25 protein-coding genes are annotated in these 24,567 nt (G+C 35.2%); 14 read left to right on the plus strand and 11 right to left on the minus strand.

Features of this window, described 5'->3' with window-relative positions:
• Positions 1 to 50 precede the first annotated feature (50 nt).
• On the minus strand, positions 51 to 236 hold the full coding sequence (locus tag VCM44_RS13265; protein WP_115361040.1) for a hypothetical protein: 186 nt from the start codon (positions 234 to 236) through the stop codon (positions 51 to 53).
• Between the two features lie 189 nt (positions 237 to 425).
• Here VCM44_RS13265 and VCM44_RS13270 point away from each other — a divergent pair, with 189 nt between their 5' ends.
• Positions 426 to 1,202, plus strand: coding sequence for a ZIP family metal transporter (locus VCM44_RS13270; RefSeq protein WP_334679082.1), 777 nt, complete (start codon positions 426 to 428; stop codon positions 1,200 to 1,202).
• Here the strand turns inward: VCM44_RS13270 and hemN are convergent.
• Entirely contained in the window at positions 1,197 to 2,531 is a 1,335-nt protein-coding gene (hemN, locus tag VCM44_RS13275; RefSeq protein ID WP_334679083.1) for an oxygen-independent coproporphyrinogen III oxidase, read from the minus strand. The two genes, VCM44_RS13270 and hemN, sit on opposite strands and share 6 nt — an antisense overlap.
• A 234-nt stretch (positions 2,532 to 2,765) precedes the next feature.
• Here hemN and VCM44_RS13280 point away from each other — a divergent pair, with 234 nt between their 5' ends.
• Both VCM44_RS13280 and VCM44_RS13285 read left to right on the plus strand, forming a co-directional pair.
• The gene (locus tag VCM44_RS13280) at positions 2,766 to 3,209 is read left to right on the plus strand and encodes an OsmC family protein (protein ID WP_115361036.1); all 444 of its coding nucleotides are present in this window, start codon (positions 2,766 to 2,768) and stop codon (positions 3,207 to 3,209) included.
• 106 nt (positions 3,210 to 3,315) lie between these two features.
• A complete protein-coding gene (locus tag VCM44_RS13285; protein WP_334679084.1) occupies positions 3,316 to 4,356 on the plus strand; it encodes a hypothetical protein in 1,041 nt (346 codons plus the stop codon).
• A gap of 1 nt (position 4,357) precedes the next feature.
• Here the strand turns inward: VCM44_RS13285 and VCM44_RS13290 are convergent, their stop codons facing one another.
• The 3 genes from VCM44_RS13290 to VCM44_RS13300 all read right to left on the minus strand — a co-directional run bounded on the left by VCM44_RS13290 (position 4,358) and on the right by VCM44_RS13300 (position 7,263).
• On the minus strand, positions 4,358 to 5,116 hold the full coding sequence (locus tag VCM44_RS13290; protein WP_334679085.1) for a hypothetical protein: 759 nt from the start codon (positions 5,114 to 5,116) through the stop codon (positions 4,358 to 4,360).
• Positions 5,117 to 5,236: 120 nt separating this feature from the next.
• Complete coding sequence (locus VCM44_RS13295) at positions 5,237 to 5,779, minus strand: histidine kinase dimerization/phospho-acceptor domain-containing protein (protein WP_334679086.1); 543 nt, start codon at positions 5,777 to 5,779, stop codon at positions 5,237 to 5,239.
• A gap of 452 nt (positions 5,780 to 6,231) precedes the next feature.
• Complete coding sequence (locus VCM44_RS13300; protein WP_334679087.1) at positions 6,232 to 7,263, minus strand: hypothetical protein; 1,032 nt, start codon at positions 7,261 to 7,263, stop codon at positions 6,232 to 6,234.
• A 362-nt stretch (positions 7,264 to 7,625) separates the two neighbouring features.
• Here VCM44_RS13300 and VCM44_RS13305 point away from each other — a divergent pair, with 362 nt between their 5' ends.
• Positions 7,626 to 8,924 (plus strand): sensor histidine kinase, encoded by a 1,299-nt coding sequence (locus VCM44_RS13305; RefSeq protein WP_115361024.1) that lies wholly within the window; start codon positions 7,626 to 7,628, stop codon positions 8,922 to 8,924.
• Here the strand turns inward: VCM44_RS13305 and VCM44_RS13310 are convergent.
• Positions 8,921 to 9,799 carry a LysR family transcriptional regulator gene (locus VCM44_RS13310; protein ID WP_334679088.1) on the minus strand — a complete coding sequence of 293 codons (879 nt, stop codon included), beginning with the start codon at positions 9,797 to 9,799 and terminating at the stop codon, positions 8,921 to 8,923. The genes VCM44_RS13305 and VCM44_RS13310 overlap by 4 nt on opposite strands.
• Before the next feature lie 121 nt (positions 9,800 to 9,920).
• Here VCM44_RS13310 and VCM44_RS13315 point away from each other — a divergent pair, with 121 nt between their 5' ends.
• The 3 genes from VCM44_RS13315 to VCM44_RS13325 all read left to right on the plus strand — a co-directional run bounded on the left by VCM44_RS13315 (position 9,921) and on the right by VCM44_RS13325 (position 12,535).
• On the plus strand, positions 9,921 to 10,526 hold the full coding sequence (locus VCM44_RS13315) for a 50S ribosomal protein L25 (RefSeq protein WP_158536836.1): 606 nt from the start codon (positions 9,921 to 9,923) through the stop codon (positions 10,524 to 10,526).
• 79 nt (positions 10,527 to 10,605) lie between these two features.
• Positions 10,606 to 11,970 (plus strand): NAD-dependent epimerase/dehydratase family protein, encoded by a 1,365-nt coding sequence (locus tag VCM44_RS13320; RefSeq protein WP_334679089.1) that lies wholly within the window; start codon positions 10,606 to 10,608, stop codon positions 11,968 to 11,970.
• A 67-nt stretch (positions 11,971 to 12,037) separates the two neighbouring features.
• Complete coding sequence (locus VCM44_RS13325; protein WP_115361015.1) at positions 12,038 to 12,535, plus strand: Hsp20/alpha crystallin family protein; 498 nt, start codon at positions 12,038 to 12,040, stop codon at positions 12,533 to 12,535.
• Here VCM44_RS13325 and VCM44_RS13330 read toward each other — a convergent pair.
• Positions 12,532 to 13,146 (minus strand): hypothetical protein, encoded by a 615-nt coding sequence (locus tag VCM44_RS13330; protein ID WP_334679090.1) that lies wholly within the window; start codon positions 13,144 to 13,146, stop codon positions 12,532 to 12,534. The two genes, VCM44_RS13325 and VCM44_RS13330, sit on opposite strands and share 4 nt — an antisense overlap.
• A gap of 298 nt (positions 13,147 to 13,444) precedes the next feature.
• Here VCM44_RS13330 and VCM44_RS13335 point away from each other — a divergent pair, with 298 nt between their 5' ends.
• Complete coding sequence (locus tag VCM44_RS13335) at positions 13,445 to 15,139, plus strand: sensor histidine kinase (RefSeq protein WP_334679091.1); 1,695 nt, start codon at positions 13,445 to 13,447, stop codon at positions 15,137 to 15,139.
• Positions 15,140 to 15,295: 156 nt separating this feature from the next.
• On the plus strand, positions 15,296 to 17,131 hold the full coding sequence (locus VCM44_RS13340; protein WP_334679092.1) for a sensor histidine kinase: 1,836 nt from the start codon (positions 15,296 to 15,298) through the stop codon (positions 17,129 to 17,131).
• Here the strand turns inward: VCM44_RS13340 and VCM44_RS13345 are convergent, their stop codons facing one another.
• From VCM44_RS13345 to VCM44_RS13355, 3 genes are read right to left on the minus strand one after another with little or no spacing between them, the layout of a single operon-like run.
• A complete protein-coding gene (locus tag VCM44_RS13345) occupies positions 17,132 to 17,647 on the minus strand; it encodes a hypothetical protein (RefSeq protein WP_334679093.1) in 516 nt (171 codons plus the stop codon).
• A complete protein-coding gene (locus VCM44_RS13350) occupies positions 17,647 to 19,011 on the minus strand; it encodes a di-heme oxidoreductase family protein (RefSeq protein ID WP_334679094.1) in 1,365 nt (454 codons plus the stop codon). The genes VCM44_RS13345 and VCM44_RS13350 overlap by 1 nt, the downstream gene beginning before the upstream one ends.
• Positions 19,005 to 20,093 carry an imelysin family protein gene (locus VCM44_RS13355; RefSeq protein ID WP_334679095.1) on the minus strand — a complete coding sequence of 363 codons (1,089 nt, stop codon included), beginning with the start codon at positions 20,091 to 20,093 and terminating at the stop codon, positions 19,005 to 19,007. The genes VCM44_RS13350 and VCM44_RS13355 overlap by 7 nt, the downstream gene beginning before the upstream one ends.
• A 150-nt stretch (positions 20,094 to 20,243) precedes the next feature.
• Here VCM44_RS13355 and VCM44_RS13360 point away from each other — a divergent pair, with 150 nt between their 5' ends.
• The 5 genes from VCM44_RS13360 to VCM44_RS13380 all read left to right on the plus strand — a co-directional run bounded on the left by VCM44_RS13360 (position 20,244) and on the right by VCM44_RS13380 (position 23,774).
• Positions 20,244 to 21,428 carry a hypothetical protein gene (locus tag VCM44_RS13360; RefSeq protein ID WP_334679096.1) on the plus strand — a complete coding sequence of 395 codons (1,185 nt, stop codon included), beginning with the start codon at positions 20,244 to 20,246 and terminating at the stop codon, positions 21,426 to 21,428.
• Between the two features lie 72 nt (positions 21,429 to 21,500).
• Complete coding sequence (locus tag VCM44_RS13365; RefSeq protein WP_334679097.1) at positions 21,501 to 22,466, plus strand: deoxyhypusine synthase family protein; 966 nt, start codon at positions 21,501 to 21,503, stop codon at positions 22,464 to 22,466.
• A 25-nt stretch (positions 22,467 to 22,491) separates the two neighbouring features.
• On the plus strand, positions 22,492 to 22,848 hold the full coding sequence (locus VCM44_RS13370) for a hypothetical protein (protein WP_199506630.1): 357 nt from the start codon (positions 22,492 to 22,494) through the stop codon (positions 22,846 to 22,848).
• Positions 22,845 to 23,219 (plus strand): hypothetical protein, encoded by a 375-nt coding sequence (locus VCM44_RS13375; protein ID WP_334679098.1) that lies wholly within the window; start codon positions 22,845 to 22,847, stop codon positions 23,217 to 23,219. The genes VCM44_RS13370 and VCM44_RS13375 overlap by 4 nt, the downstream gene beginning before the upstream one ends.
• Before the next feature lie 18 nt (positions 23,220 to 23,237).
• Complete coding sequence (locus tag VCM44_RS13380) at positions 23,238 to 23,774, plus strand: SRPBCC family protein (RefSeq protein WP_334679099.1); 537 nt, start codon at positions 23,238 to 23,240, stop codon at positions 23,772 to 23,774.
• Here the strand turns inward: VCM44_RS13380 and VCM44_RS13385 are convergent.
• A complete protein-coding gene (locus tag VCM44_RS13385) occupies positions 23,727 to 24,464 on the minus strand; it encodes a sulfite exporter TauE/SafE family protein (RefSeq protein ID WP_334679100.1) in 738 nt (245 codons plus the stop codon). The two genes, VCM44_RS13380 and VCM44_RS13385, sit on opposite strands and share 48 nt — an antisense overlap.
• Positions 24,465 to 24,567: the final 103 nt, after the last annotated feature.

Raw genomic sequence — 24,567 nt, forward strand, 5'->3', positions numbered from 1 at the left:
AAGGCCTCTTAGTTGAGGCCTTTTTTTATACTGTAATTTATTTGATTATTTTAAGAACCACATCCAATGCAATCAACAAAACTATCAACAGGTTTTACACCTTCAAGTTTCATTTTTATGTTGTGGATACGCCCACGAATATCCATGTCATCCATCATATTTCCAGTCAGTTGTGACTCAAGAGATTTGATTTCAGCAAGTAATTCTTCTTTCATTTGTGGCGATAATTGACTCATTAATTCTCCCTATAGATATGTGTGTTGTGTGAATTAAATTATCTATTATTTGGGGAAAATAAGCAACTTATCAGGAGTTTGTATTCAATAGTTATTTTCTATTAGGAGATTTAACTAATTGAATTCTATCTTTTTCGAAAATTGATAAAATTATTCTATCACCCTCTTTATAAGGGGAAAGGAAATAGCATGACAGCAAATATGATGGCCATTTCAGGAGTATTAATCGCAGGCTTTGCTACTGGAATTGGAGCAATTCCTATCTTTTTTAAGAAGAATTACTCAAAAGAGGCGCTAGATATTGCGATGGGCTTTAGCGCAGGGATCATGTTAGTTGCTTCATTTATTTCACTCATCATGCCTGGAATTGAAGAAGCGGGGAAATTATACTCTGCCACTATGGCCATGCCTATATTTCTTCTTAGTTTATTTCTAGGTTATATCTTTATTATCTTTGTTCATGATTTTATCCCTCATAAGCATATAAATAAGAATAACGATATGGAGCTAGGTCAGAGCAAGAAAAAACTTAGTCGGGTTACGTTAATTACTCTGGCCATTGCTCTCCATAACCTTCCTGAGGGCCTTGCTGTTGGAGTTGGTTTCGGAGGAGGAAATCACGCTGGTGGGATGGCCCTGGCTTTAGCAATAGCACTTCAAAATATTCCGGAAGGTCTTGTTGTCGCATTTGGTATTTTAAATGAAGGAGCAAGTCGTAATCGTGCTTTTATGATGGCATTACTTTCTGGCCTTGTTGAACCTATTGCAGCTGGAGTGGGTTATTTAACCACAAGTATCTCGGCGCAAACCCTTCCTGCGGCACTAGGTTTTGCTGCTGGGACAATGTTATTTGTTATTTGCCAAGAAATGCTCCCTGAGCTTTTCAGACAGGGACATGAGCGTAACGCAACTCTTGGTGTGATCATTGGTGTTATAACGATGCTTGCCCTTGATTTCTATCTATAAAGATTTAGAGCCGCTCCTTTCCTTTGATCTCATTAAATGGTGATCGAAGATGCTGGCAATATTTCTCATAAAAGGGCGACCTTGTTCAGTGACAATGATGCGCCCTTGATCTTCAATTAGTCCATCTTCTTCTAATTCTTTTATTCGGTCCTGTATGTAGTTCGCATGGGAAAGGTTTTGCCAAGAGTCTAATTGAATACTATTTGTTGCAAAGAATTCCTGAAGGATCTCTTCGACGAGAAGGTCTTGTGCCGATTGAATATGCCCTGCTACAATTGGAAGTCTTCCCAGATCCACTTTTTCAAAGTAATCTTTCACGTTCTTTTCATTTTGAGCAAAACTCTTTGTGGAAGAAGAGATTGAAGAGCAACCAAGGCCAATAATCATAGAAGATGTCTTGTGCGTGTGTCCCATGAAGTTCCTTCTTAAGCGTCCTTGCGCCTTTGCTTTTGCAAGCATGCTATCGTCTTTTGCAAAGTGGTCTAGACCAATTTCTTGGTAATGATTTGCACGTAAAAGCTCTTTTCCTGTTTCATAGAGTTCCCTTTTTTTCATTCCATGTGTTAGCGCATCTTGTGGAATGAGACGCTGGTTTTTAATCTTTGCCGGAAGATGGGCGTAGCTGTAGAAAGCAATTTGGATTGGATTTAATGTTAGAACTTTTTGAATCGTCTTAGTAATCGTTAAGTTTGTTTGGTATGGTAGGCCATAAATGAGATCAAAATTAATATCGTCAATTCCAATCTTATGTGCATAATCCACAAGCTCTTTCACTCTCTCATATGGTTGGACTCGTCCAATTGCTAATTGAACTTTTTCATCAAAGTCTTGGACACCCATCGATAGTCTTTCGATACCAAAGCTTTTATAGAGGTCAAGTTGTTCTTTTGTACAGGTGCGAGGATCAATTTCAATTGAGCCTTTGTACTCATCTTCTTTAAAACTTAGTGATAACTCATTGAATAATTTCGTGAAGGCCTCGGGGGTTAAAAAGTTTGGTGTTCCACCTCCAAGATGAATTGAGGCAATCTTAATATCACCTAGTCTTTGTTTATAGAGATTCCATTCTTTAATTAGATAATCTACATATTCAACGCCACGATCCTTATTCTTTGATATAACTCTGTGACAGCCACAGTAGTAACAAAGCTTCTCACAGAAAGGAACATGTATGTATAATTCCACTCCCTGAGCTGGATCATATTGATCCTTAAGGTGTCCCAGCCAAATACCTTCACATGGGGCCCCATTCCAATGGGGGACGGCAGGATAGCTTGTATAGCGAGGAACTGGGATGTTGTACTTTCTTTCAAGATCATGAGATTTCATATCTTTCTCCTAATTGAGATTAATCATAGAAGAAATTCCTTAGAAAAAAGATGACCTAGATTAGGAAAATTCAATTTAATTTAAGTCATGTAATTTGAACATGATTATAAAGAATTAAAACACTGGAAGATCAGTGACATGTTTACTTTTTAAATAAAAATGAGGTTTTATTTAAAACATTTGAGTTCGTTTTTCATTTAATATCCAATTATTAACTAAACATTGGAGACAAATATGAGTGTTTACACAACGAGTTCACATGGTGAAAGTAAAAATGACAACATGGAAATTTCAGCTTCTGGAATTGAAGGTAAAATTCGTTCAACAGCTCCACGAGAGTTTCAAGGTCCTGACTTTCAAGGAGATCAAAATCAGTGGTCACCTGAGGACCTATTCTCAGCAAGTATTTCGAGTTGTTATCTATTAAGCTTTAAAGAATTGGCAAAGGCCCGAAAATTAGACTGGGATAAAATTGACGTTAAAGCGGATGCAACTTTAGATCGTAAAGACGGACGTATGGCCTTTACTTCGGTAGAGATTAAGCCTGAGTTAGTAGTCAAAAATAAAAAGGATGTCGATAAGTATATGAAGTTACTTGAAGAAACTAAGGATAAGTGTTTAGTAACAAATACTGTTAATTGCTCTTTAAAATTAAATCCAAAAATAAAGGTAGCATAATAATATTGGGGGCTTAGGCCCCCTTTTTATTGCATATTTTTTATTCACTCCATGTAATTCTTCTGGAGTTAATGTTTTCACCTCTTATATATGGTTTAACGTTAACATGAAGAATCTACCCCGTTTAATTGTCCCTATCTTATTAATGTTAACTCATGGCCTTGGTTTTGCTTTTGATCTCAGTAGTGAAGTTGAAAAGTTGAATGAGGAATATCGTAATACTTATGAGTATCCTATTATCATTTTCGATAAGAATGAAATAGCGCCAAAACTCGTTGGTCTAGAAGAGACTGATCAAATTGAAATTGTTAAAAATTATACCCTAGATATTCATGACATCGAACTTTCACATAATGAGGCCGTTAATCTCGTTCCGTACTTTACGTCATTAAATGGTGCCGCTTCAGCGATACCTTTTTTTGAAAGAGGATGGGGGAAAGAATTAAAATTCTGCGCCGTTTTACCAAATGGAATTATGAATGATCTATCAGCAGAAGTCAGAAGAGTTTTAGGTGACTCAAAAGAAGTCGATGTTTATGAGAACTTTGATTTTTCAAGATTTGAAAATCTCTTTACGCTTGAAGAGTTATATCTTTATTCACTTTATCATGAATTATCACACTGTCTTGATCAAAACTTCATGCTTAAGAATTACTCTTCTTCACCATCTGCACATGGAGTACATGAAGCAGAGTCATTTGCTGAAGTAAATGCTCTTTTCCTGCTGGCCCAAAAGAAGGGAATGAGGAATCTTGGTGCAAAGAGAAGCTTACTTCGAAAGACATATAGTCAGTATATGGGACCTTATCTTGCAAGTGATAAAGTCAGTACATTTGCTGGACCAATTGTTAAAAAAGGTGGAAGTGTTTATTTCTTAACTCCTGCTATCATTGCCGCTCAAAGAGAGTTGGAAAACTATAAAAAAGGTGTCATGGACTTCAATTTAGAGCAAACCTTGGCATTATCGAAAGAAGTTGTTGAGCATCATGCAATAAATAGTCGCAGTTTCCAGGCGCTTAATAAGTCATTTAAAGACGGAAGTGAGGAAGCAAAGAGGTATTATCGAGACCTTTCTCAAAGGGATCCAGACCTCTTTTTGGCAACTTATTATGATCTCTTATACTTGTCAGTTCTGCTTGATCGCTAAGTTAAGATAGAATATCTTTTTTAGAACGACCTTTATTTCTGACAGAGTTATAAAGGTCATACATTTTTCCTTCACCATATTCCACTTCTTTTAGCTCGTTAATATCCTCGATTAGATGAGTGACTTTTGTGATTCGGTTTAGACTCTCTTCAATTCGATCCACTGATATATCATCACATTCTCTTCTAAGCTTATTAACAGTAAGCTTTGCAACTGTAAGAGGTGAGTTAATTTCTCGAGATAGGGTAATAATCATTTTGGATATAACGTCTTTCTTTTGGAACAGTTCAACTTCTTTTTCCTTTAATCTTTCTATTAATTTCTTATAAAGCAAAAAGATAACGATAAGAAGTGTTGGATATATCTGGTTGACGATTATTTGATATTTCAGCGCGAGGAAACCTTCAAAGTCAGTCCCATAGAAGTAGCCATAACTCATTACAAGGAGATTACTCACAAGTATGAGAAATGAAGACTTATAATCTATTGTCTGAACACTAATAACAAAGAAAGCGATAAACCATGGAAGTAATGCACTTGAATGTGATTGTAGATCATAGGTTCTGTAGTTTAAAAGGACAAAAGTAATAAAGAATATATATAAGCGAAATAAAAAGGTACTATCATATTTCTTGTAGAAATAGAGAGTGTATATCCCAGCCGGGATAACGAGTGATGAGGCTAGGATGAAGAATGAATTCGTTTCAATTTGAAAAAAGAAAATTGAGAGAATTAATGCAAAGTTAATTACTAAGGTCATAACCGTAAAAGAGATTAACCTCGCTTGGTATCTCTTTTCAATTGCAGCAAGTTCATCTTCACGATCAAATGCAGATTTTGGATAAAAGTAATTTAATAGGTCCTTTTTTATAAAATTCTCCTAAGTCTTTGCCGACTTATCTCTTGTATTAATAGCGCTATAGAGATCGAAGATTCTTCTGTCACCATGCTCCACTTCTTTCAAGTCGCTTATGTCTTTTATAAGATGTGTGATTTTAGAAATCTGATCTAGGTTTTCATCCATCTTATTCATAATTTCATTTTCACTTTTTCTTTTAAGTTTATTTACAGTGAGTTTTGCGATTGCCAATGGATTATTAATTTCATGAGATAAAGTAATTATCATTTTTGAGATCACGTCTCTTTTATTAAAGCTTTCTAATTCATTTGTTTTGGCAACTTCTGACAACTTTTTATAGAGAAGGATAAAGGCAATAATTAGGGTGGGATAGATCTTATGGATTACTAATTGATACTTTAGTGGTAGGAGCCACACGTAGGCTTCACCATATTGTGTATTATAAGCTATTAGCGATACATTACTTATCAATATAATAATGGCAACTCTGAAGCTTGTCGTGTAGACCATGACGATGAAAAATGCGAGAATCCATGTCAGTAATTCTGTCGAGTGGGATTGCATGACATAGATACGATAATTTAAGAGTACAAATGTTGTAATGTATAAAAGAACTCGATATGTGAGAAGATTGTCGTATTTCTTATATGTGTATAAGGAGAATAGACACAATGGAATCACTAATGCTTCAGTGTATATAAAATTCGTCGTAAATTGAATTTGAGAGAAAATAATTAAAATTATTGTTATAAAGTGTATTAGAAGTGTGATTGTTGAAAAAGTGATAAGGCGCGCCTGATATCTCTTTTGGATAGCTGCTAACTCATCTTCTTGGTCATATGCAGAAGCTGGATAAAAGTATTTAAATAAGTCGATGCTAATGAAATGCTCCTAAATGATTCCTGTGGAAAATAATAAATGTTAGGGGCATAGAGCGTCAATTTAATCTTGTAAAGATTTTAAGTTAAACCTCTTATTGGGTTGTGCGTTAATGGGCGAGAGCTTTGCTTAGCTTATTATACTTCTAGCTTTAGAACTTCTTTTAGCTCTTTAATTAACTTTTCATTGTTTTTCTTTGGTGAAATTCCAAAGTCATTAAGCTCAATTCTCTTCGTCATTTGGTTATCAATTGCCTTAAGAACATTATCAAGAAGTGCTTTCTTTCTCTGATTCGCTAACTTTTCATCTCTAATTGAAAAAATCTCATTTAGTACTGTTTTACCAATAAATTGTCTTGCTAGGGCCAGTTCCCCATGGATCTCATTTAGTAGTCGATTATCGTAGTTTGTTGACTGATCTTCAAAAGACCTAAGCTTAATCATTTGATAGCTCTGATCACTCATCTCATCATAGTAGAGAGCATTGAATATACTATTAGCGTTATTTGTTACTAAGACCGCAACAAGGTCAGCAAAGAATTCATTATACGATGATGATAAATGATAATACTCAATTTCATGATGAGTTTTCATTTTCTCTTGTAGTCTCTTTATCTGGTTTTCGTAGTATTTAACAGCGTTGCCATAATTTCCTGTGGCATAGGCGTTTTGAAGAGCTATTTTGTATCGTGATAAGCTTTCTGCCATGGCCTTAAACTGTGGATAAAACTTCTTTCCAATGACCTCGCCAAAAATTGCATGTGAATACTCATGGTAGAGGATGGCATCCGTTCCTAGGCTAAGAGAGTCGTATACTTGTCCCCATCGATTTGAAAAGGTAAGTCTTAAAGGAAGGCGAATAGTGCTTCCAATATCAAAGGATGCACCACTGTCTCTTGCAAGTAATTCAATATTAACCTTAGGTGATATATTTGAAATTTGTTTAACTTTACTCATGGCCCTATCGGCCCAAAAGGCATCCTCACAATCCACAAAATCCTTAGAACGAACTTTAAAGGCTTTGTTAATAATTTGAAACTCTCTCTCACATTGCAGTTCTTGTTGAACCTCCATTGAGATTTTTAAAAAGCTTTGATGATCTTCTTTGGCAAAAGAGTTTAGGTTTAATAGAGCTGTGGACAATAGTAGAGTTGCTAGAAAATTATTCATAAGGAAAACTAACATTTTACTTATTTGATTAGGGGATTTTGAAACAATTTTCTAGGCCGTCTAAATTTAAAACGGAAAAATTGTCCCCTTCTCCAAGTCTGTAAATAAAGAGTATTGTCTTTAGATATTTAGACTGTCTTGGGAATGATTTTGTAACTACTTATAATCTTGATAATGAACGTGTACATGTATGTGAGTTTCACAAAATAATTCATATCCTTAACTACTCTAAGTGTCTAATATTAAAGAACTTTGAGACCTCTAGGCCCGATTGTATAATATTCTTAGATATGATTTTTTCTGTCGCCATTAATTAAAATTTATTGTAACTAAGTTTAAATATTTTTCAGTAGGACTTAATTTTGGATCAATTTATAAATGTCTTTGGAGAGTTTAAAAACTCTGAAGAAGAGAGAGAGTATTTAGAAAATGCATGGAATAAGGACTCTTTCTATACTCGTTACTCTTATCTCACTTGTTGTATTTTGATGCTTTTTGCTGGCCTTTTCGCTGATTACCAAAGGACATTCTTTTATGGTTCTCCCAATATACTTACAGCTCTAAGAGTGGGGCTTGTAGCATATGGACTCTACTTTGTTTATTCGTGGAGAAATAAGGCATATAGTGAAAAAGTTGAGGTCCATCTTTTTTATATTAAACTTCTATCAGTCATTATCGTTGCTGCTCTAACATTTATGGTTCAAGGAAGAAGTTCAACACTTCTTGCTGGTGTTATGATTATGACGACTTCATTCTATGTCATGCTTCCTGGGCGACTAAAATGCATCATTTGGAATTGTGTTCTCTTGTTTTTAGTATTTTTAACAGTTCCTCTTTTACATCCTGAAGCAGACTTAGCAAATCATGGCTATCGCGTTTTTATTCTCGTTTCTTTAAATATTGTTCTCTTTGCTTTTCGTTCTATGTTTAATCGCGCTTGGCGACTTTTTCATATTTCAAATAGACGACTTGCTGAAATGAATAAGACTAAAGATGATGTCATCTCAACAATTGCACATGATCTAAAGAGTCCTCTTCAAGTCATTATGTCTTCAGCTCAAGCTGTAACACGCTCAAATCGAGAACTAAGTACGGAAAGAATTCAAAGCTATCAAAATAGAATTTTAAAAGCAGCTCGTAAAACAGATAATCTCTTAAGAGACCTCTTATCTTGGGCCATAACAAGTAATGAAAGTTTAGGCTATGATCCAAAAGATACAAATATAAAGCCAACAATTGAGAAGGCCATTGAATTTGCAATTGAATTGGCCCAGACAAAAGAACTTGATATTGATGTCGACCTTGAAGATTATGTTCTAAATCACGATAGCGTTATGATTGAGACTTGTATTAGAAATATTATTTCCAACGCAATCAAATTCACTCCTGAAGGTGGAAAGATTAATGTCAAAGGTCAACATGATGAAAATGGATATCAGATTGAAGTTGTTGATCAAGGAGAAGGCGTTCCTGATGTTGTCATCAATGGACTTGCAAGTGGTAACACATTCCATGTTAAGCAAGGAACGAAAGGTGAGAAGGGAACTGGTATTGGCTTAAAATTAGTTCATTCATTCTTGGAAAAACATAACGCAAAATTATTAATTGAAAACTTACCAGATTGTGGGTCTCGAGTAACTCTAAACCTACCTCTTGTTTAACTGCCTCTATATTTTACAATTCTTTGAGCAAGAGCATTTTCTTTTGAAATATCTCCACTTGTGATGGCCCATAAGTTAAAGACTAGATTCTTATCTTGTCCAAGCTTTATCAACCTCTTCTCTTTCAAGCTTTGCTTTACAACACTTCTAGGTAGAAATGCGGCAACTCCACCATGCTCGACAGCAGACTTTATTAAAGATGAGTCTGTAAATTCACTAACAATCTTTACCGAAAGATTATTAATTTCAAAATAGTCTTCAATATTGCGTCCAAGTACACAGATCTCTGGATAATTGATTACTTTCTTATTACTTAAGCAATTTGGAAATTTTCCCTTAAAGCTATTTTTAGAAGCTGCAACACAAACTAATGGTTCTGCCTTTAATTTGTGAGCAATGAGCTTCTTTGAACGGCCTGTATACTCAGTATCCGAGAGGATTAAGTCTAGTTTGTTATTTGCTATATCTTTATAAAGGGATTCGAGGTCCTTTTGATAGATTTGTATTTTTAAATGTGGATTGATGATAAGTGGTTTTAGAAAGTCATAGATAACATCATTAGGTACCCATGGTACAGTTCCAACTTTTATAATTGTTATAAAATCATCATTATTAGACTTGAGATATTGAATCATCTCCTCTGAGTGTCGAAAGATTTTTCTCGCATATTCCATAACGACAATTCCATTGTCGTTTAAAACGAGCTTCTTGCCCAAGCGGTCAAATAATTTCTTTTCAAGATCTTCTTCTAGTAAACGCAATTGATGGCTCAGTGCTGGTTGAGTAATATTAAGCTTCTTAGAAGCTTTAACAATTGAGCCCTCTTCTGCAATTGTCAGGAAGTACTTGAGATGATTGAAATTGATCTTATACATGAAGCACCTATATAGATTTAACATTATATATCCATAATCTTATATGCATTTAATTTATAAGTCTAATTGCGTTAGGTTATTACTAACAAATAGAAATCGTTCAACAAAAAAAAGGATGGTTATGAGCAAAATGACTAATAAATTAACTCAACTAAAAATAGAAGATCGTGATCTACATACAAAGACTCACGAATTACGTGATATGGGATTAATCCCAGGGACAATGTATGGACCAAATGTTGAGAATACTCCTGTTAGAGCATCTGAATTAGACCTTAAAAAGGCCATCAGTAAAACAGGTGAGGTCTATGAAGTTAAGTCAAAGAAACGTACTATCTTTGTAAAGTTTGAAGAAATACAAAGAGACCCTGTTTCAAAGGAACTTGTTCACTTCTCTCTTGTTGAATTACCTAAAGGTGAAACAAATGAGGTTGAAGTACCTATTGTTGCAATGGGGGAACCAGCTGGACGCAAGAAAGGTGGTGTGCTTGTTTTAATGCACGATAATATCACTCTTAGCGGTACTCCAAAGGATATGCCTGCAAAGGTTGAAATTGATGTTTCAGGGCTTGATATTGCGGAGAATTTAACCGTAGCTGATATGAAGTTACCTAAGAAGGTTGAGGCAATGATGGACATGGAAGAAGTTATTGCTATATGTCGACCACCTGCTAAAGAGGAATCAACAGAAGAAGAGAGCTCTGATGAGATGATGCTAGAGTCATAATTTCTTAAAATCAATTCATTCGACATAAATTAACTAAGCCTAGGTATTGCCTAGGCTTTTTTTATGATATCTTTTAATAATGAAAATTACTATCGCTGGTGCTTCTGGCTTTATAGGTCATCATCTTATTCAAAAACTTAATGGGATTCATGATGTTAGAGGCCTTGGCCGCTCACGTAGTTCCTCTAATCGTCCGAATGAGGCGAGTTTTGAGTGGAGGTCATGTGATCTTTTCTCTTACCAGAGTATTAAAGATTCTCTAGAAGATACTGATGTTGCAGTATATCTTGTCCATTCAATGCTGCCATCATCAAAATTTTTTCAAGGAAGTTTTCAAGATACAGATTTAGTATTAGCAGATAACTTTGCTAAGGCCTGTGTAAAAAATAATGTAAAGCAGATCGTTTATCTTGGTGGGCTAGTTCCGGATGGAGAAACAAGTACTCACTTAAAAAGTCGTTTAGAAGTTGAAGAAGTTTTCCAGACTTGTAAAATCCCTACGACAATTTTAAGAGCGGGAATGATTGTTGGAAATGGTGGATCTTCTTTTGAAATTTTAAAAAATCTTGTTCTAAACCTTCCTGCAATGATTCTGCCATCCTGGACAAAGAGTCGTACTCAGCTTGTTTATATAGATGACTTAACAGATATTTTCAAAAAAGTAGTAGGCAACCCAAAGTTCTATAATAAGTGCCTTAATATTGTTAATGGTGAAAAGGTCACTTATGAACAATTAATAAGAGAGACGGCCACTCATATTGGAAAGAAGTGTCTAATGATACCTGTTCCAATTAATTATTTAAGCCTTTCAAAATGGTGGGTAAGTACTTTTGGTGAGGCCCCTTTTGAATTAGTTGCTCCTCTTGTGGATAGCCTTAAATGTCATTTACCAGTAGTTGAGGTGAATGAAGATATTAAGGACTGTATAAATTATCCAACATATAAGTCTATGCTAGAGAAGATCTCAACTAATAAGTTTGAAAAATCAAAACGCTATAAAAAGCGTCGGTTTGAACATAAGAATGTCCGATCAATTCAGCGCTTAGACAATCCGTCTCATTTAGATATGCAAAGAGTGGCCCAAGAGTATATGAATTGGCTTCCACGCTATATTCACTCGATTGTTTATGTGGAGCAAGATGATGAGATTGTTAAATTCAAATTGATAGGGTTAAAAAAGTCTCTACTTGCTCTTAAGAAAATCTCAAATACCTCAAACCTTAATCGAGTTAAATTTCATATTGTAGGAGGTCTATTGTCTGGCTCAAAGAATACTGGCTGGCTCGAGTTTCGCGCTGTTGCCGAAGGACGCTACACAATAGTATCGGTTAATGAATTTAGGCCATATTTACCTTGGTATCTTTATCGCTATACACAAGCAGTTGTTCATTTATGGGTCATGAGGTCATTTAATAATTATTTGAATCATTTAAAAATCTCTTAAGTTTAGTACCTTTTTTCACAGTGCTAAAATCTCAATCGTCTTATTAATTTAAAACTAGGAGGCGAATATGATGAGACGTTCAATTATTCCACGTAGAAATTCCAATCTCGCATCGAGCTTTTTTTCTGGAGATTCAATTGATAGCGACTTCAGAGAGATGATCAATGGTTTAGAGGATATTTGGCAGGGACGTGGTCTTTCAAGTGAAAGTGCAGGCTTTGGTGAAATGAAAGAAACGGATAATGCTTATTTACTAAGTGTTGATATGCCTGGAGTAAAAAAGGAAGACTTGAATATTCAAGTCGATAATGGACTCGTTACAATTGAAGCAACTCGTAAAACATTATTTGAAAATGGTGGGGGAGAAACAAGAAGAATCTCTCGAAGTATCACTGTTCCTCAGACAATAAATCGTGATGAGGTTCAAGCTCAAATGCAAGATGGTATCTTATATTTAGCTTTACCAAAAAGCGCTGAGAACAAGTCAAAGCGAATAAATGTATCGGATGCTAATGAAAGCTTCGTGAAGTTATTTGCCGATAGCAGTGATAAGTCTTCACACTAATCAAGGTAGATGAAAAGGGGAAGTTCACTTTCTAAGTGGACTTCTCCATTTCCAATATTTGAAAGAGTAAGGCTACTTAGCGCTTCAACACTAGTCCAATCTCGTAATTTATATTTACACTCACCATAAATTTTAATTTTTTGCTTTTCTAGGCTAATAATTGAAAAAGGCCCGTCTTGTTTTATTATATGATGTCCAGCTGATACAACTTGAATCTTGCTATCGATATAACAAATACGTCGATTTTTACTATCTTTTAAAAAATGATGAATAGAGCCTAAATTAAAGAGTTGGTGATCGGCTCTTCCGCCACTAAAGCCAAAGAAGTGCAAATTTGTAATATTCTTGGGAATCAGTTCTAGCGCCGCATCTAAGTCGGATAAGTCTTTTTCAGGATTAAGTCTTATATCAATATTAAAATCACTTATATTTGAATCATTATCACCAATAGAAAGAGAGGCTACTTTAGATGGCCGGTAGTAGTTTAGGCCACCATCAACATAAATAGAAGCTAGCTCACTATTTAAAATTGAAGCATCGTTCAGCATTGGCCCAATTATTTGCAGTGTGTCGCACTCTTTAATCTTTAATAAGAATTCATCATAAGTCATAGGTCCATTATGTGACGTCCAGTTTAACTTGTATTGACGCTGTGCGAATGGCGATTTATGGGTACAAAAGTTGTTTAAAATGATAAAAATAAGAGTGGTTAATTTAAAAGTAACTTTATATTCAATATTTTTGTTCTTTGTTTTCTCTAGTCAGGTGTTTTCCAAGGCGGCCGACTCCTTTCATATTTTAATACTTCATTCGTATTCTCCTGATAGTTCTTGGACTTCACAATTAGATCACTCCATTCGTAAGAATATAGATGATGAAAACTATAGAATAATTACTTACTCCGAGTATATGGATACAAAAAGGCGCTCTTCACAGGACTACCTAAAAAGCTTGGAAGATTTTTATAAACAAAAATATCAAAAGACTAAGATTAATTTAATTATTACTACTGATGATAATGCATTTCATTTTGCTATGAAGAATCGAAGCTCAATATTTAGAAATGCACCTGTCGTATTTACCGGCCTAAATGGAATTAATGATAAGAGATTTGATGAATATGAGAAAGTAGGTGGCTACACTGGTGTTGTCGAATCATTTGAGATTATAAAGATGGTAAAAACAGGCTTAAGGATTCATCCTAAAGCTAAAAAGATCTATATTTTAAACTCTATACATGAAAATTCAGGTCTCTATTTAAAACAAGAATTTAAAAAAGCTTTTGAAGAGTTTAAGCCTTCACAGGAAATCGTTTATCTTGAAGATTATGCAATACAAGACTTATATAAGAAGCTTGGTGAACTAGATGAAAATTCTTTTATTTTGTTTGGAGCATTCTCACGTGATAAGAATGGTACTTTTCTAAACTTTGAAAAAAGCTTAGAAAGTATGAGTGGTTACGCAGGAATTCCAATTTATGGTTTTTTGAAATACTATTTACCTCATGGATTAACTGGAGGCTACTTTGTAAGTAGCGAGGTTTATGGAGAGCAAGCTGCAATTTTGGCCAATCATATTATAGGGGGACGCAATGTCGATGAATTGCCTATCGTTTTAAAGGCACCAGCTCCAATCCTCTTTGATTATCAAAAGATTGTTAAATACAATATTGATATTTCTAAACTTCCTGAGAATGCACAAATTATTAACCAGAAGAATAAACTTCAAAACTTTTATCAAGAATATACAATTGAGTTTTGGATTATTCTCTTTTCATTTATAAGTCTAATCTCAAGTGTTTTTATCCTTTCATATTATTTTAATCAGCAAAAAAATCATAAGAAAGCAGTTCTGCGTATTAATGAAGAATTAGAAAAAAGAGTTGAGGATAGAACAAAGCAGCTTATTGAGCAGCAATCCAAACTTATTAACTCTGCAAAACTAGCTTCTATTGGTGAAATGGCAAGTGGAATAGCTCATGAGATCAATAACCCTCTTACTATTATTGATCTATCGGCCCACCGTTTAAAACAGAATGCGGATAACGAATTAGTTGAAAAGTCGGCCCAGAAAATTAAAGATACAGTTCAGAGAATTACAAAGATTATTCAAGGACTAAAGCAATTAGCAAAAGAAGATGATTCACTTTCTCCTGAGCTCGTAAATATACGTGAGGCCATTGATGATGTTATCTCAATCTGTCAGGCAAGGTTCAAAGAGAATGAAATTGATTTCAAGGTAAATATCGCAAATGATCTTAAGGTTACTGGTGGCGCTGTTCAGATATCACAAGTAATTCTAAACCTTTTAAATAATGCCTTTGATGAATTGGTAGAAAGTGAAGGAAAGCGTTGGATTAAATTAGAAGGGAAAAGAGATAATGACATGGTGGAAATCTCAGTAACTGACTCCGGAGATGGGATTCCTCAAGAGATACGTGAGCGCATAATGGAGCCGTTTTTTACAACGAAAGTTGATAAGAAGGGGACTGGTTTAGGCTTAAGTATTTGTAAGAATATTATCGAGCATCACCGCGGGCGTCTATTTGTTGATACATCATCCTCTAATACGAGATTTGTCATTCAAATACCTTCTATCTCCTAGATTAACACTAGATTTTTAACACTTAAGCATTTCATTTATAGGATAAAGTGTTATTATTTATAGGTGCTTCATTTAAAGACTTTGCTCACATTCCTTTTTATTTTTATTTCAAGCTCTTTGCATGCTCAAGTCAGAGGGGATCTGAATATTGTCGTTTTGCATTCTTATAACCAAGAAAATGATTGGACAGAAAAAATTGCCAAGGGCTTTAAGAGTAATATTGATTCATCAAAGCATGGAATGGTTGATTTTTTTACCGAGTATATCGATAGTAAGCGCTTTTATGGAGATGATTTTGATCAGTCATTAAAGAACTTATATTTTAATAAGTTTAAAACTCTTAGTGTTGATTTGATTGCGACTACTGATGATTATGCTCTTGATTTCGCTTTAAAGTATCGAAAAGAAATTTTTAATAACGCTCCAATTATTTTTAGTGGTATTAATGGTTTTGATAAGAGAAAGCGTGAGCTTTATAAGAGAGATAAAAGCTTTACAGGGATTCTCTCAATTCTAGATGTTAAAAAGAATATCGAACTTGCTTTAAGACTACAGCCAAATGCCAAGAAGATAATCTTTATCAATACAAAGCACACTCCATCAGGTAGATATTTCAAAGGGCAATTTGAAGATGGTGTTAAACCTTTTCTTTCGCAATATGAAGTAGAATATATTGAAGACTTAAGTTTTGAAGAACTTTATAAGAGGTGTCGCAACTTTAAAGATGATGCGGTTGTATTCTATGGAGGGTATTCACGTGATCGCCTTAATCAACATGCTCGATTTCGCGATGTCATAAGTAATATAAGTCGCAACTCAACTCTTCCTGTCTATGGCTTTACTGATTTTTATCTAAATTATGGCCTTGCTGGTGGCCATGTTGTAAGTGGTTTCGAGCAAGGTAAATCAATGGCAAAAATGGCCAATGATTATCTAAGTGGAAAAAAAGTCGAAGATATTCCTATTATTAAAAACCCACAAAATCCTTTGATTCTCGACTCTGAACTTTTAAAGAAATATAATATCGACTTTAAAAGGATCCCATCAAATGCAAGGGTCATTTACCATCGCGGGAAGCTTTATAATTTATACACTAGTTATAAGAAAGAATTTTGGTTGACTCTATTGTCATTTATCGTTCTTCTTATAAGTAGTGGCGTGCTCTATTATTTTTCTATTAAGCAAAAAGAATTCAAAGAAAGCTTAATCACTCTCAATAATATTCTTGAAGAAAAAGTACAAGAGAGAACTAAGCAATTAATTGATCAGCAATCAAAGCTTGTTAACTCCGCTAGGCTCGCTACAATGGGTGAGATGGCCAGTGGAATCGCACACGAGATTAATAACCCTCTAGCAATTATTGACTTAACTGCTGGTCGAGTAAAACAGAGAACTAATGTTGAAAGTAACTTCAAGCAAATCAATAGAATAAATACAACTGTATCTCGTATATCTAAAATTATAAAAGGTTTAAAACACTTATCTAAAGACGGTGAAAAGTCTAAGAAAGAAAACTTCTTATTAATGGAATCGATTGAAGATGTTAACTCTCTTTGCCAAGAAAGGTTTAAGGAATATGATATCACTTTCAATGTGGAGGTTGATCCCGAACTTAAGGTTTATGGCTCACTTGTTCAAATTGGGCAGATGCTCTTAAACCTACTTAATAACTCTTTTGATGAGCTAATATCAAAAAAAGATAATCGATGGATTACACTTAAAGCTGAAAGGGTTTATCTAAGAGATAATAAGAGTTATGTTGAGATTTCAATTACTGATTCCGGTAATGGAATAAAGAAAGAGGATCAATCAAGGCTGATGGAGCCTTTCTTTACGACAAAAGCAGATAAGAGAGGGGCCGGTCTAGGTCTTACTGTCTGTTCTAATATTATTTCTAATTATGGGGGAGAGTTCTTCTATGATGCAGAATGTGAGAATACTCGCTTTGTTATGCGCCTGCCAGACTTAAATGACCAGCAGGCCGTTTCTTGATTATTGAGCTCTACGGTCAAAAATAAGTCTAACTCGATTTTCGTCACATACGTTATTTTCTTCATTTAAGATATCCACTGCTATATATCGAATACCACGTTTTGATGCTGTATAAGTAGCGGATTGAAGTTTACTCTTTAAAAGCTCTTCATTTTCTAAACAAGACTTAGAATCACCATCAGTTTGTGACATCGTATAATCGAGATCAAGGGTTCTGGTTTCTCTTGCTCGGTTAAAGAAAAGTCCAAATTGACAGAGTTGTCCGTTATTTGTTGACCAGCTTGTTTCAATTGAAAAAGTATTTAGGTCTTTATCTGCAGTTAGTAGATTAAAATTAATGCCTCTTTCTAAAAAGACTTTTGGTGTTTGAGTATATTCAACCTTATAACGACGAATGAATTTTCCACAATCAAAGCCCGTACCTTTTACAATATATGTTGTACCTGCTGGTAGAGGCCATATTTGTGCAAAAACGCTACTAGTTAGAATTGTTGCTAATAGAATGATTCTCTTCATTATAGGCTCCTTAGGAATTTAATTAGATCTTCTCGATCCGACTTTTTTAATTTTAAAAATTTTTCTTTGGCCTTTTGTGCCTCGCCACCGTGCCAAAGAATTGCTTCTTTTAGATTTCTTGCTCTTCCATCATGAAGAAAACGAGTGTGCCCATTTATCTTCTTTATCAGGCCAAGACCCCAAAGAGGAGGAGTTCTCCATTCTCTTGTTGTTGCTTGAGCTTCATTCTTATACTCTCTGATATCATCTGCCAGGGCATCGCCCATATCGTGTAGAAGCATATCTGTATAAGGATATATCTTTTGATTATTTAAGACTTTAAACTTTGACTGATTTCCAGTTGTATAACTTGGAGTGTGGCAAGCTTGGCAACTAATTTGATTAAAAATCTTTTGACCGCTTTTTACTCTTGGGTCATCAAAGTTTCTTCTTACTGGAACTGATAGAAGTTGAGTGTATTCTGTTACGCGATTTAAAAGGTGCTTTGAAATATCACTTTTAGTTTTCTTTTCTTCACAATCAAGTTGTACGTAAGTACATTCTTCTTTTGGGAAAAGATAACTCGTAATTCCTATATCTCCAACAAAGGCCGCTGCGTTTTGCTCAAGAAGACTAGGCTTTCCTGCTTTCCACCCAAATCTTCCTAGTACTTCTCTTTGTTCGACAATCGAGAAGACTCGATTTACTCGACCTGAAATCCCATCACCATCTTTATCTTCAGGATCAGCTTTTTCAAGGATATCTTCTTCCTTAATATTTTCTAATAAGCCTAGGCCTATCATTTGTGGCCCAACTCGTGGAGAAATTATGGTATTATCACCTAATTTACCTTGAGATAATTTTCTAAAGATATAATTTGGTTTCTTTAATTCATAAGTTTCGCCATCTGCAAAACTTCCAATGATAGTTTCAAATTTAACAAAGACTTCACCTTCGCCTTTAACACCTTCGATACTATGTGGCTGAAATTGGCCACCGTATTTTTCATGCTCAATGACTTCTCCATTTTCTTTTATCTGTCTAAGACGAAAGAGAAGAGAAATATCTGTCGGCCCGTCAGTCTCAGGTAATCCACGACCTCGGCCATCGAGAAAGTGGCATGCAGTACAAGATGTCGCATTAAAGATTGGGCCTAGTCCGTCTCGTAGAGGAGTTGATGAAGGGGCCGTAACCCATGCTCCTTTAAAGAAGCTATTTCCAGTTTGAAAGTAGCGACGAAGCATTCCTCTGGTTCCCGCCATTGGATGAGAGAAGGCATTAACTGAAAGGTCCAGTGTAGTCCCGGCACCGGCCGGGAACTTTTCACTGGGGTATGTATTAAAAGATAATACAAAGAAAAATGTTAAGATTAAACTTCTTACCACTGTACTGGAGTCTCTAATTCTTCAGATAGTTCAACAAGTTCAATGGCAAGCTCTTCCATTTCTTCAATAGAAGCTAGGATATCAACTCTCGCATTCTCATCAAGAATTGCTTGATCAAATGGTACAGGGAGACCTGCTAGCATTTTGTTGATCTTTGCAACTCGAGTATTAATTGCATCTGATAATACAGTGTTTTCAGTTAGGCCTAGAATTCCTGTTGCTTTTAGGATATTTGCGACACCCCAGAAGTTCCACTGAATATCCATGTGAGTCATATCTGAGAAACATGAGTGCTCATCTTCTTGTCCCATTGTCTCCCAAGCTACGAACATTCTTTCACCAGATAATTCATCACCTGACATATAGATCATTCCTGCTAGGATATTATTAAGAGCTTCTTTTTGATTCTTAGCTACAAATTCAGCTCTATAATTATTCTTATTAGGCTCCCATGCATCAACAAGAGTTTGAAGATGGTCAATAAGTAGATCAGTTGCTACAGATAGGTAAGTTGCACGTCTTTGAGCATTTTGCCCAAGGCCAATTACATAGTCAGTATATGAGCGATTACCTGGACCAGTTGCAGAAAGGTCTTGTCCCCAAAGTAGGAATTCAATTGCATGATATCCTGTTGAGATATTCTTCTCACCATTTAATTCATTTAAAGAAGAAAGTAGGTCTTTCGTAATTACAGGATAGTCAGCAACATTATTTACGATACCTGCATTTGGAGCACCCTCAACGTAATCGATATATGCTTCATCTAGAGGCCATGCATTTAAAAGTCCCTCTGGGCCTTGATCACTATCAATTGGTCCATTGTAGAATCTAAAAACTTCAGATTGTCCATATGGAGCTCTTGCTTGCTTCCATGATTCTCTGGCCATCTCTAGAGTCATAACTCCTGGATTTGAAATAAAGAATTCAACGTCTTCTTGAAGAACAACAGCTCTATCAAGTGAGTCAGAATAAGTGCTGTAAACGAGATCAGCATAATTATTAATTACAGTTTGTGTTGTCGTAGCTGCAGAGATACTTAGGCCAAAACCTAGTGAAATCGATAAGATAGACTTTTTAATCATTGTTAGATCCTTTGTTTGTTATATTGCTTGTACAAAAGGTTATGTTTTGAAACATTGGTTTGATACCTCAAACACTGTGTTACTTCAACAATAAAGTTTAATTTTTATGGTAAATAGACTTTGTTTACTTTGAGTGTTTTAATTTTGTCTATGAATTCTCATAAGTTACTAATACTTACGTTTATTTGCTTTTCTTGCTTGGGACTTCCAATTGGTCACGAGTCTGGATTTCTTGGAAATACGACATCACGTCCGGGTGATATTGGGGCCGCACTGGTTTTTCCATCTGCCACGGCCTTTACTAAATATGACGATATAAAGATTTACTTTGGTCTAATTTATACGCGACAAGAGATTAGCTCAATTGGAGATAGTGAACTTGAAGGGACGGGAAGTAGTTTTGAGAGTCAGTTCATTCCATACTTCACCGGGTTTGCTGGGGAGCTCTTTGGTTTAACATTTACAAATTTTGTAACTTATTCTGGTACAAATAACGGGCAATTTGACTTGAATATTCAAAGTATTAGTGGCGGCGGTAAGGCCAATGTGCAATTTGAAGAAACAGTTCTTGGGATTTCTGTTGCTAAAAAGTATGAAAGGTTCTCACTGGGGGCAAGCTTCAGCCTTGAGATACAAGGTAGTAAAACCTTTTCAACCTTTGAAGGGGTAAGCGGTGGTAACACTTTTCTTCAAACAACTAATAATATTACAAAATTTATCATTATTAATTCGATTATAAGTGCATCTTATAAAGAAGAGAGGCATTTCTTTAGTGCAGGTTTGGACTTTCCTGGTATTAGGTATTCCTCTTCCTCAAGAACCGAAACATTCCTACTTGAAGATGGTAGTGGTGATGTTGTTCGCTTGAAAAGTGAAAATGAGCCAGATTATGAAAGTAATACAAGTCTAAATTTAGGCTATAGTTATTTAAGTGCTAGCTGGGCACCCTCTGTTGATCTATTTTATGATCTGAAAAATATTGATATTAATATTTCGAGAAATGAAGATCGAAATAGGGCCAACTTCTCTGATGATGTATTGATAAAATTTGGCCTGCGTTCACCTGAGCTTAAGCTACCTACAAATAAGTTATTCAAAGGATCGACTTATTCATATCTTTTTGGGCTACAGTATCGACAAATTGATACCGTCAATGAGTCAACAGACGAGGTAAATACCGGACGCACTTATCAATTCTCGTTTGGCTTTAAATTGGCCAATCGAAAGACAAGTCCAATCTTTGGAATCTATTTTGAAGATGAAAAGAGTACTTCTAATTCAGGCAGTAAAGTCTTTGGTCTAATGTATTCTTCAAATTATAATATTTTTGATTAATTTATGTAGACTTGAATCCATAATATGGTGTAATAAGTCTCGTTCTATTTAGGCTTTCTCAGGAGAATTATTATGAGCACAATGGCCCAATTTTTCAGCAACAATTATCGTCACTTTAATGCCGCTTCATTAGTTGATGCATCTAAAGGATATGTCGATCATATAAAGAGTGGTAAGAAGATGATGATAACCCTTGCTGGTGCTATGAGTACAGCTGAGTTAGGTGTCAGTCTTGCTGAGATGATCCGCCAAGATAAAGTTCAAATAATCTCTTGTACTGGTGCAAACCTTGAAGAAGATATCATGAACTTAATCGCATATAATCACTATAAGCGTATTCCAAATTATAGAGACCTAAGTCCAGAGGAAGAAGAGGAGCTACTTGCACAAGGCTTTAACCGTGTAACAGATACTTGTATTCCTGAGGAAACAGCTTTTAGAAAGTTACAAAAATATCTTTTTGAAGAGTGGTCAAATGCTGCAAAAGCAGGTGAGAGGCTTTTTCCACACGATTTCTTATATCGTATCCTTCGCCGAGAAGACTTTGCCAAAGAATTTGAAACAGATGCTAAGAATTCTTGGATGATGGCTGCTTGTGAAAAGAACCTACCAATTATCGTTCCTGGTTGGGAAGATTCAACAACAGCAAATATCTTTGCTTCTTATTGTCTAACAGGAGAGCTTGAGCCGTCACTCGTTAAAAATGGAATTGAGTATATGATGTTCCTTGCTAAGTGGTATCCAGAAAATTGTGGCGATAGCGGAATTGGCTTCTTCCAAATCGGTGGTGGAATTGCAGGAGATTTTCCAATATGTGTTGTTCCAATGCTTAATCAAGATATGGAAGATGATGTTCCTCTTTGGTCATACTTTTGCCAAATTTCTGATTCAACAACAAGTTATGGTTCTTATTCTGGAGCTGTACCAAACGAGAAAATTACTTGGGGAAAATTATCTTCTAAGACTCCAAGGTTTATTATTGAATCTGATGCAACGATTGTTGCACCTCTTATTTTCCAATACGTATTGGAAAACTAAGAGCGATGCTCTAAGATAGTAGAGCATGAGAATTCGATTTCTATATAAGCTAGGGGCATTCTTTTTAGGATGCCTTTTTTGTTTTATCCTCCATTCAAAGGCCGGTTGGTCTCCCGTTTTAGCATCTGCTTCTGTGGGACTTATTGGAAGTTTTCTTCCTGTGAATTCAAATATGCGTGCGGCCATTTATAGTGGAAGCTTTGCAGGGATGTGTTCTAGTGAATTAGTTTCTAATTATTGGGAGATATTTGGGATTTCATTAATTGGAGCTGTAATCTATCTCTACTCACTCAAACTTTTTCAAGGCTTTGGTGGAAAACTCGGTACTATCGCTTTTGTGAGTGTTGCTCTCTTTTATTTAATTAAGGGAAGTATTATATGATCTCTTCAATAATTATTTCTATTATTGCAGGAATTTCAACATTTCAGCTTTCACAACTTAAAGCGTTTGGAATAATAAGATCATCAGCTCTTTTAAGTCTTATTGCATATGGTATTCTTTATTTGTTAACACCAAATTATGAATTATTATCCATTGTCTTCTTTGGCGCCTCTTTTGTGGGAATGAGTTGTCCTAGTCGAATGCACAATATCACTGTAACGATTAGTTCAATCATATTTGCAATTTTCTTTCATTATTTGGTCCCCCTGTTAAAAGGTTATGGAGGGGCGCTAGGGCTGAGTGCTTTCTTAAGTGTGGCCATTATTCAATTATTCTTACATTTGTTTGGGAAACTTGCCACATCTCGCTAAGCCTGCCATCATTTTAGCATGAAAAATCTTAACTATATTTTAGTGGCCCTATTAATATCAACATTTACATATGCAATTGAGACTGTTCAAGTTGTAGGAAGTATTGAAATCGATGCACCTATTGAAGAGGTCTTTGAATTTGTTGCAGATCCTATGAACGATCATATTTGGAGAAGTGAAGTAAATGAGATGACAACGAATACACGTCATCTTAAAGAAGGAAGTGTTTTTAGGGAAGATGCTTGGATTGGAATAAGAAAGCATTTTATAACGACAACTGAGCTAATTAAGCTAGACTTTCCTCATCAGGCACTATTTGAGACTGTAAAATCAAATCCATATTTTTTAAGAAGTAACCGCTTATTTGAAGAAACACAAAATGGAACAACTTTTTCTTATGTTGTTGATTTTGATAAACGTATGATTAAAGAAACTTTTGGCTTTAATGCTAAACCTGAAGTTGTGGTAAAGCTCTATTCTCTTCTTATGAAAAAGTATCTTTATAAGTTAAAGAAGAGTTTCGCGAATAATCATAAAAGCACCCATTACAATTAAGAAGTAGCCAAAAATCTTTTTTAGCTTCTCTTGTGGCAATTTATGAGTAAGTGTTGATCCTATTTGAGATCCAACAATTGCAAGAGCTGTGAAAATCGCAATAAATTGATAATCAAGTTCTAGGCCAGGGGAGTTAATAATATTTCCTACAAATCCAATCAATGAGTTTATTGCAATAATGAGAAGGGAAGTACCCACTGCTTTTTTCATGTCTACATGAAAGAAGTTCACTAGAGCTGGTACAATAAGAAAACCACCTCCAACACCAATTAAACCTGTGACAATTCCTACGACACTGGCCGCTAAGAATATAGTTAAATTAGATGTATTTTTAATTTTAACTTCTTTACCATTTTTAAGCATTGAAATTGAAGCAAGAAGCATAATTCCAGCAAAGATAAATAATTGCATCTGACCAGTTAGAAACTTTGCTAAGTAGGTTCCAAGATACGTTGAAAGCATGGTCATGGCACCAAATTGAAAGGCCAACTTCACAAGTACATTTCCATTCTTATAATGACGGAATGTCCCCATGAATCCAGTCAAACCGACAATAGCAAGAGACATTGTAATTGCAATTTTAGGGTCAACTTTAACAATGTAGACTAGAATGGGAACCACTAGAATTGATCCTCCTCCTCCGAGAAGTCCTAAAGTTGTTCCAGCTATAAGTGCGAGTAGATAGGCCATGAATTATTCCTCCTTTAATTAGTATAGTAGATAAAATTTTCTTAAACATTGATGGGAATCAATGTCTTTTACTAGAAATTTATTTATTCTAGTGTAGGAGGAA

The organism is Halobacteriovorax sp. DPLXC-1 (genome assembly GCF_036903125.1).
Taxonomy (GTDB): domain Bacteria; phylum Bdellovibrionota; class Bacteriovoracia; order Bacteriovoracales; family Bacteriovoracaceae; genus Halobacteriovorax_A; species Halobacteriovorax_A vibrionivorans.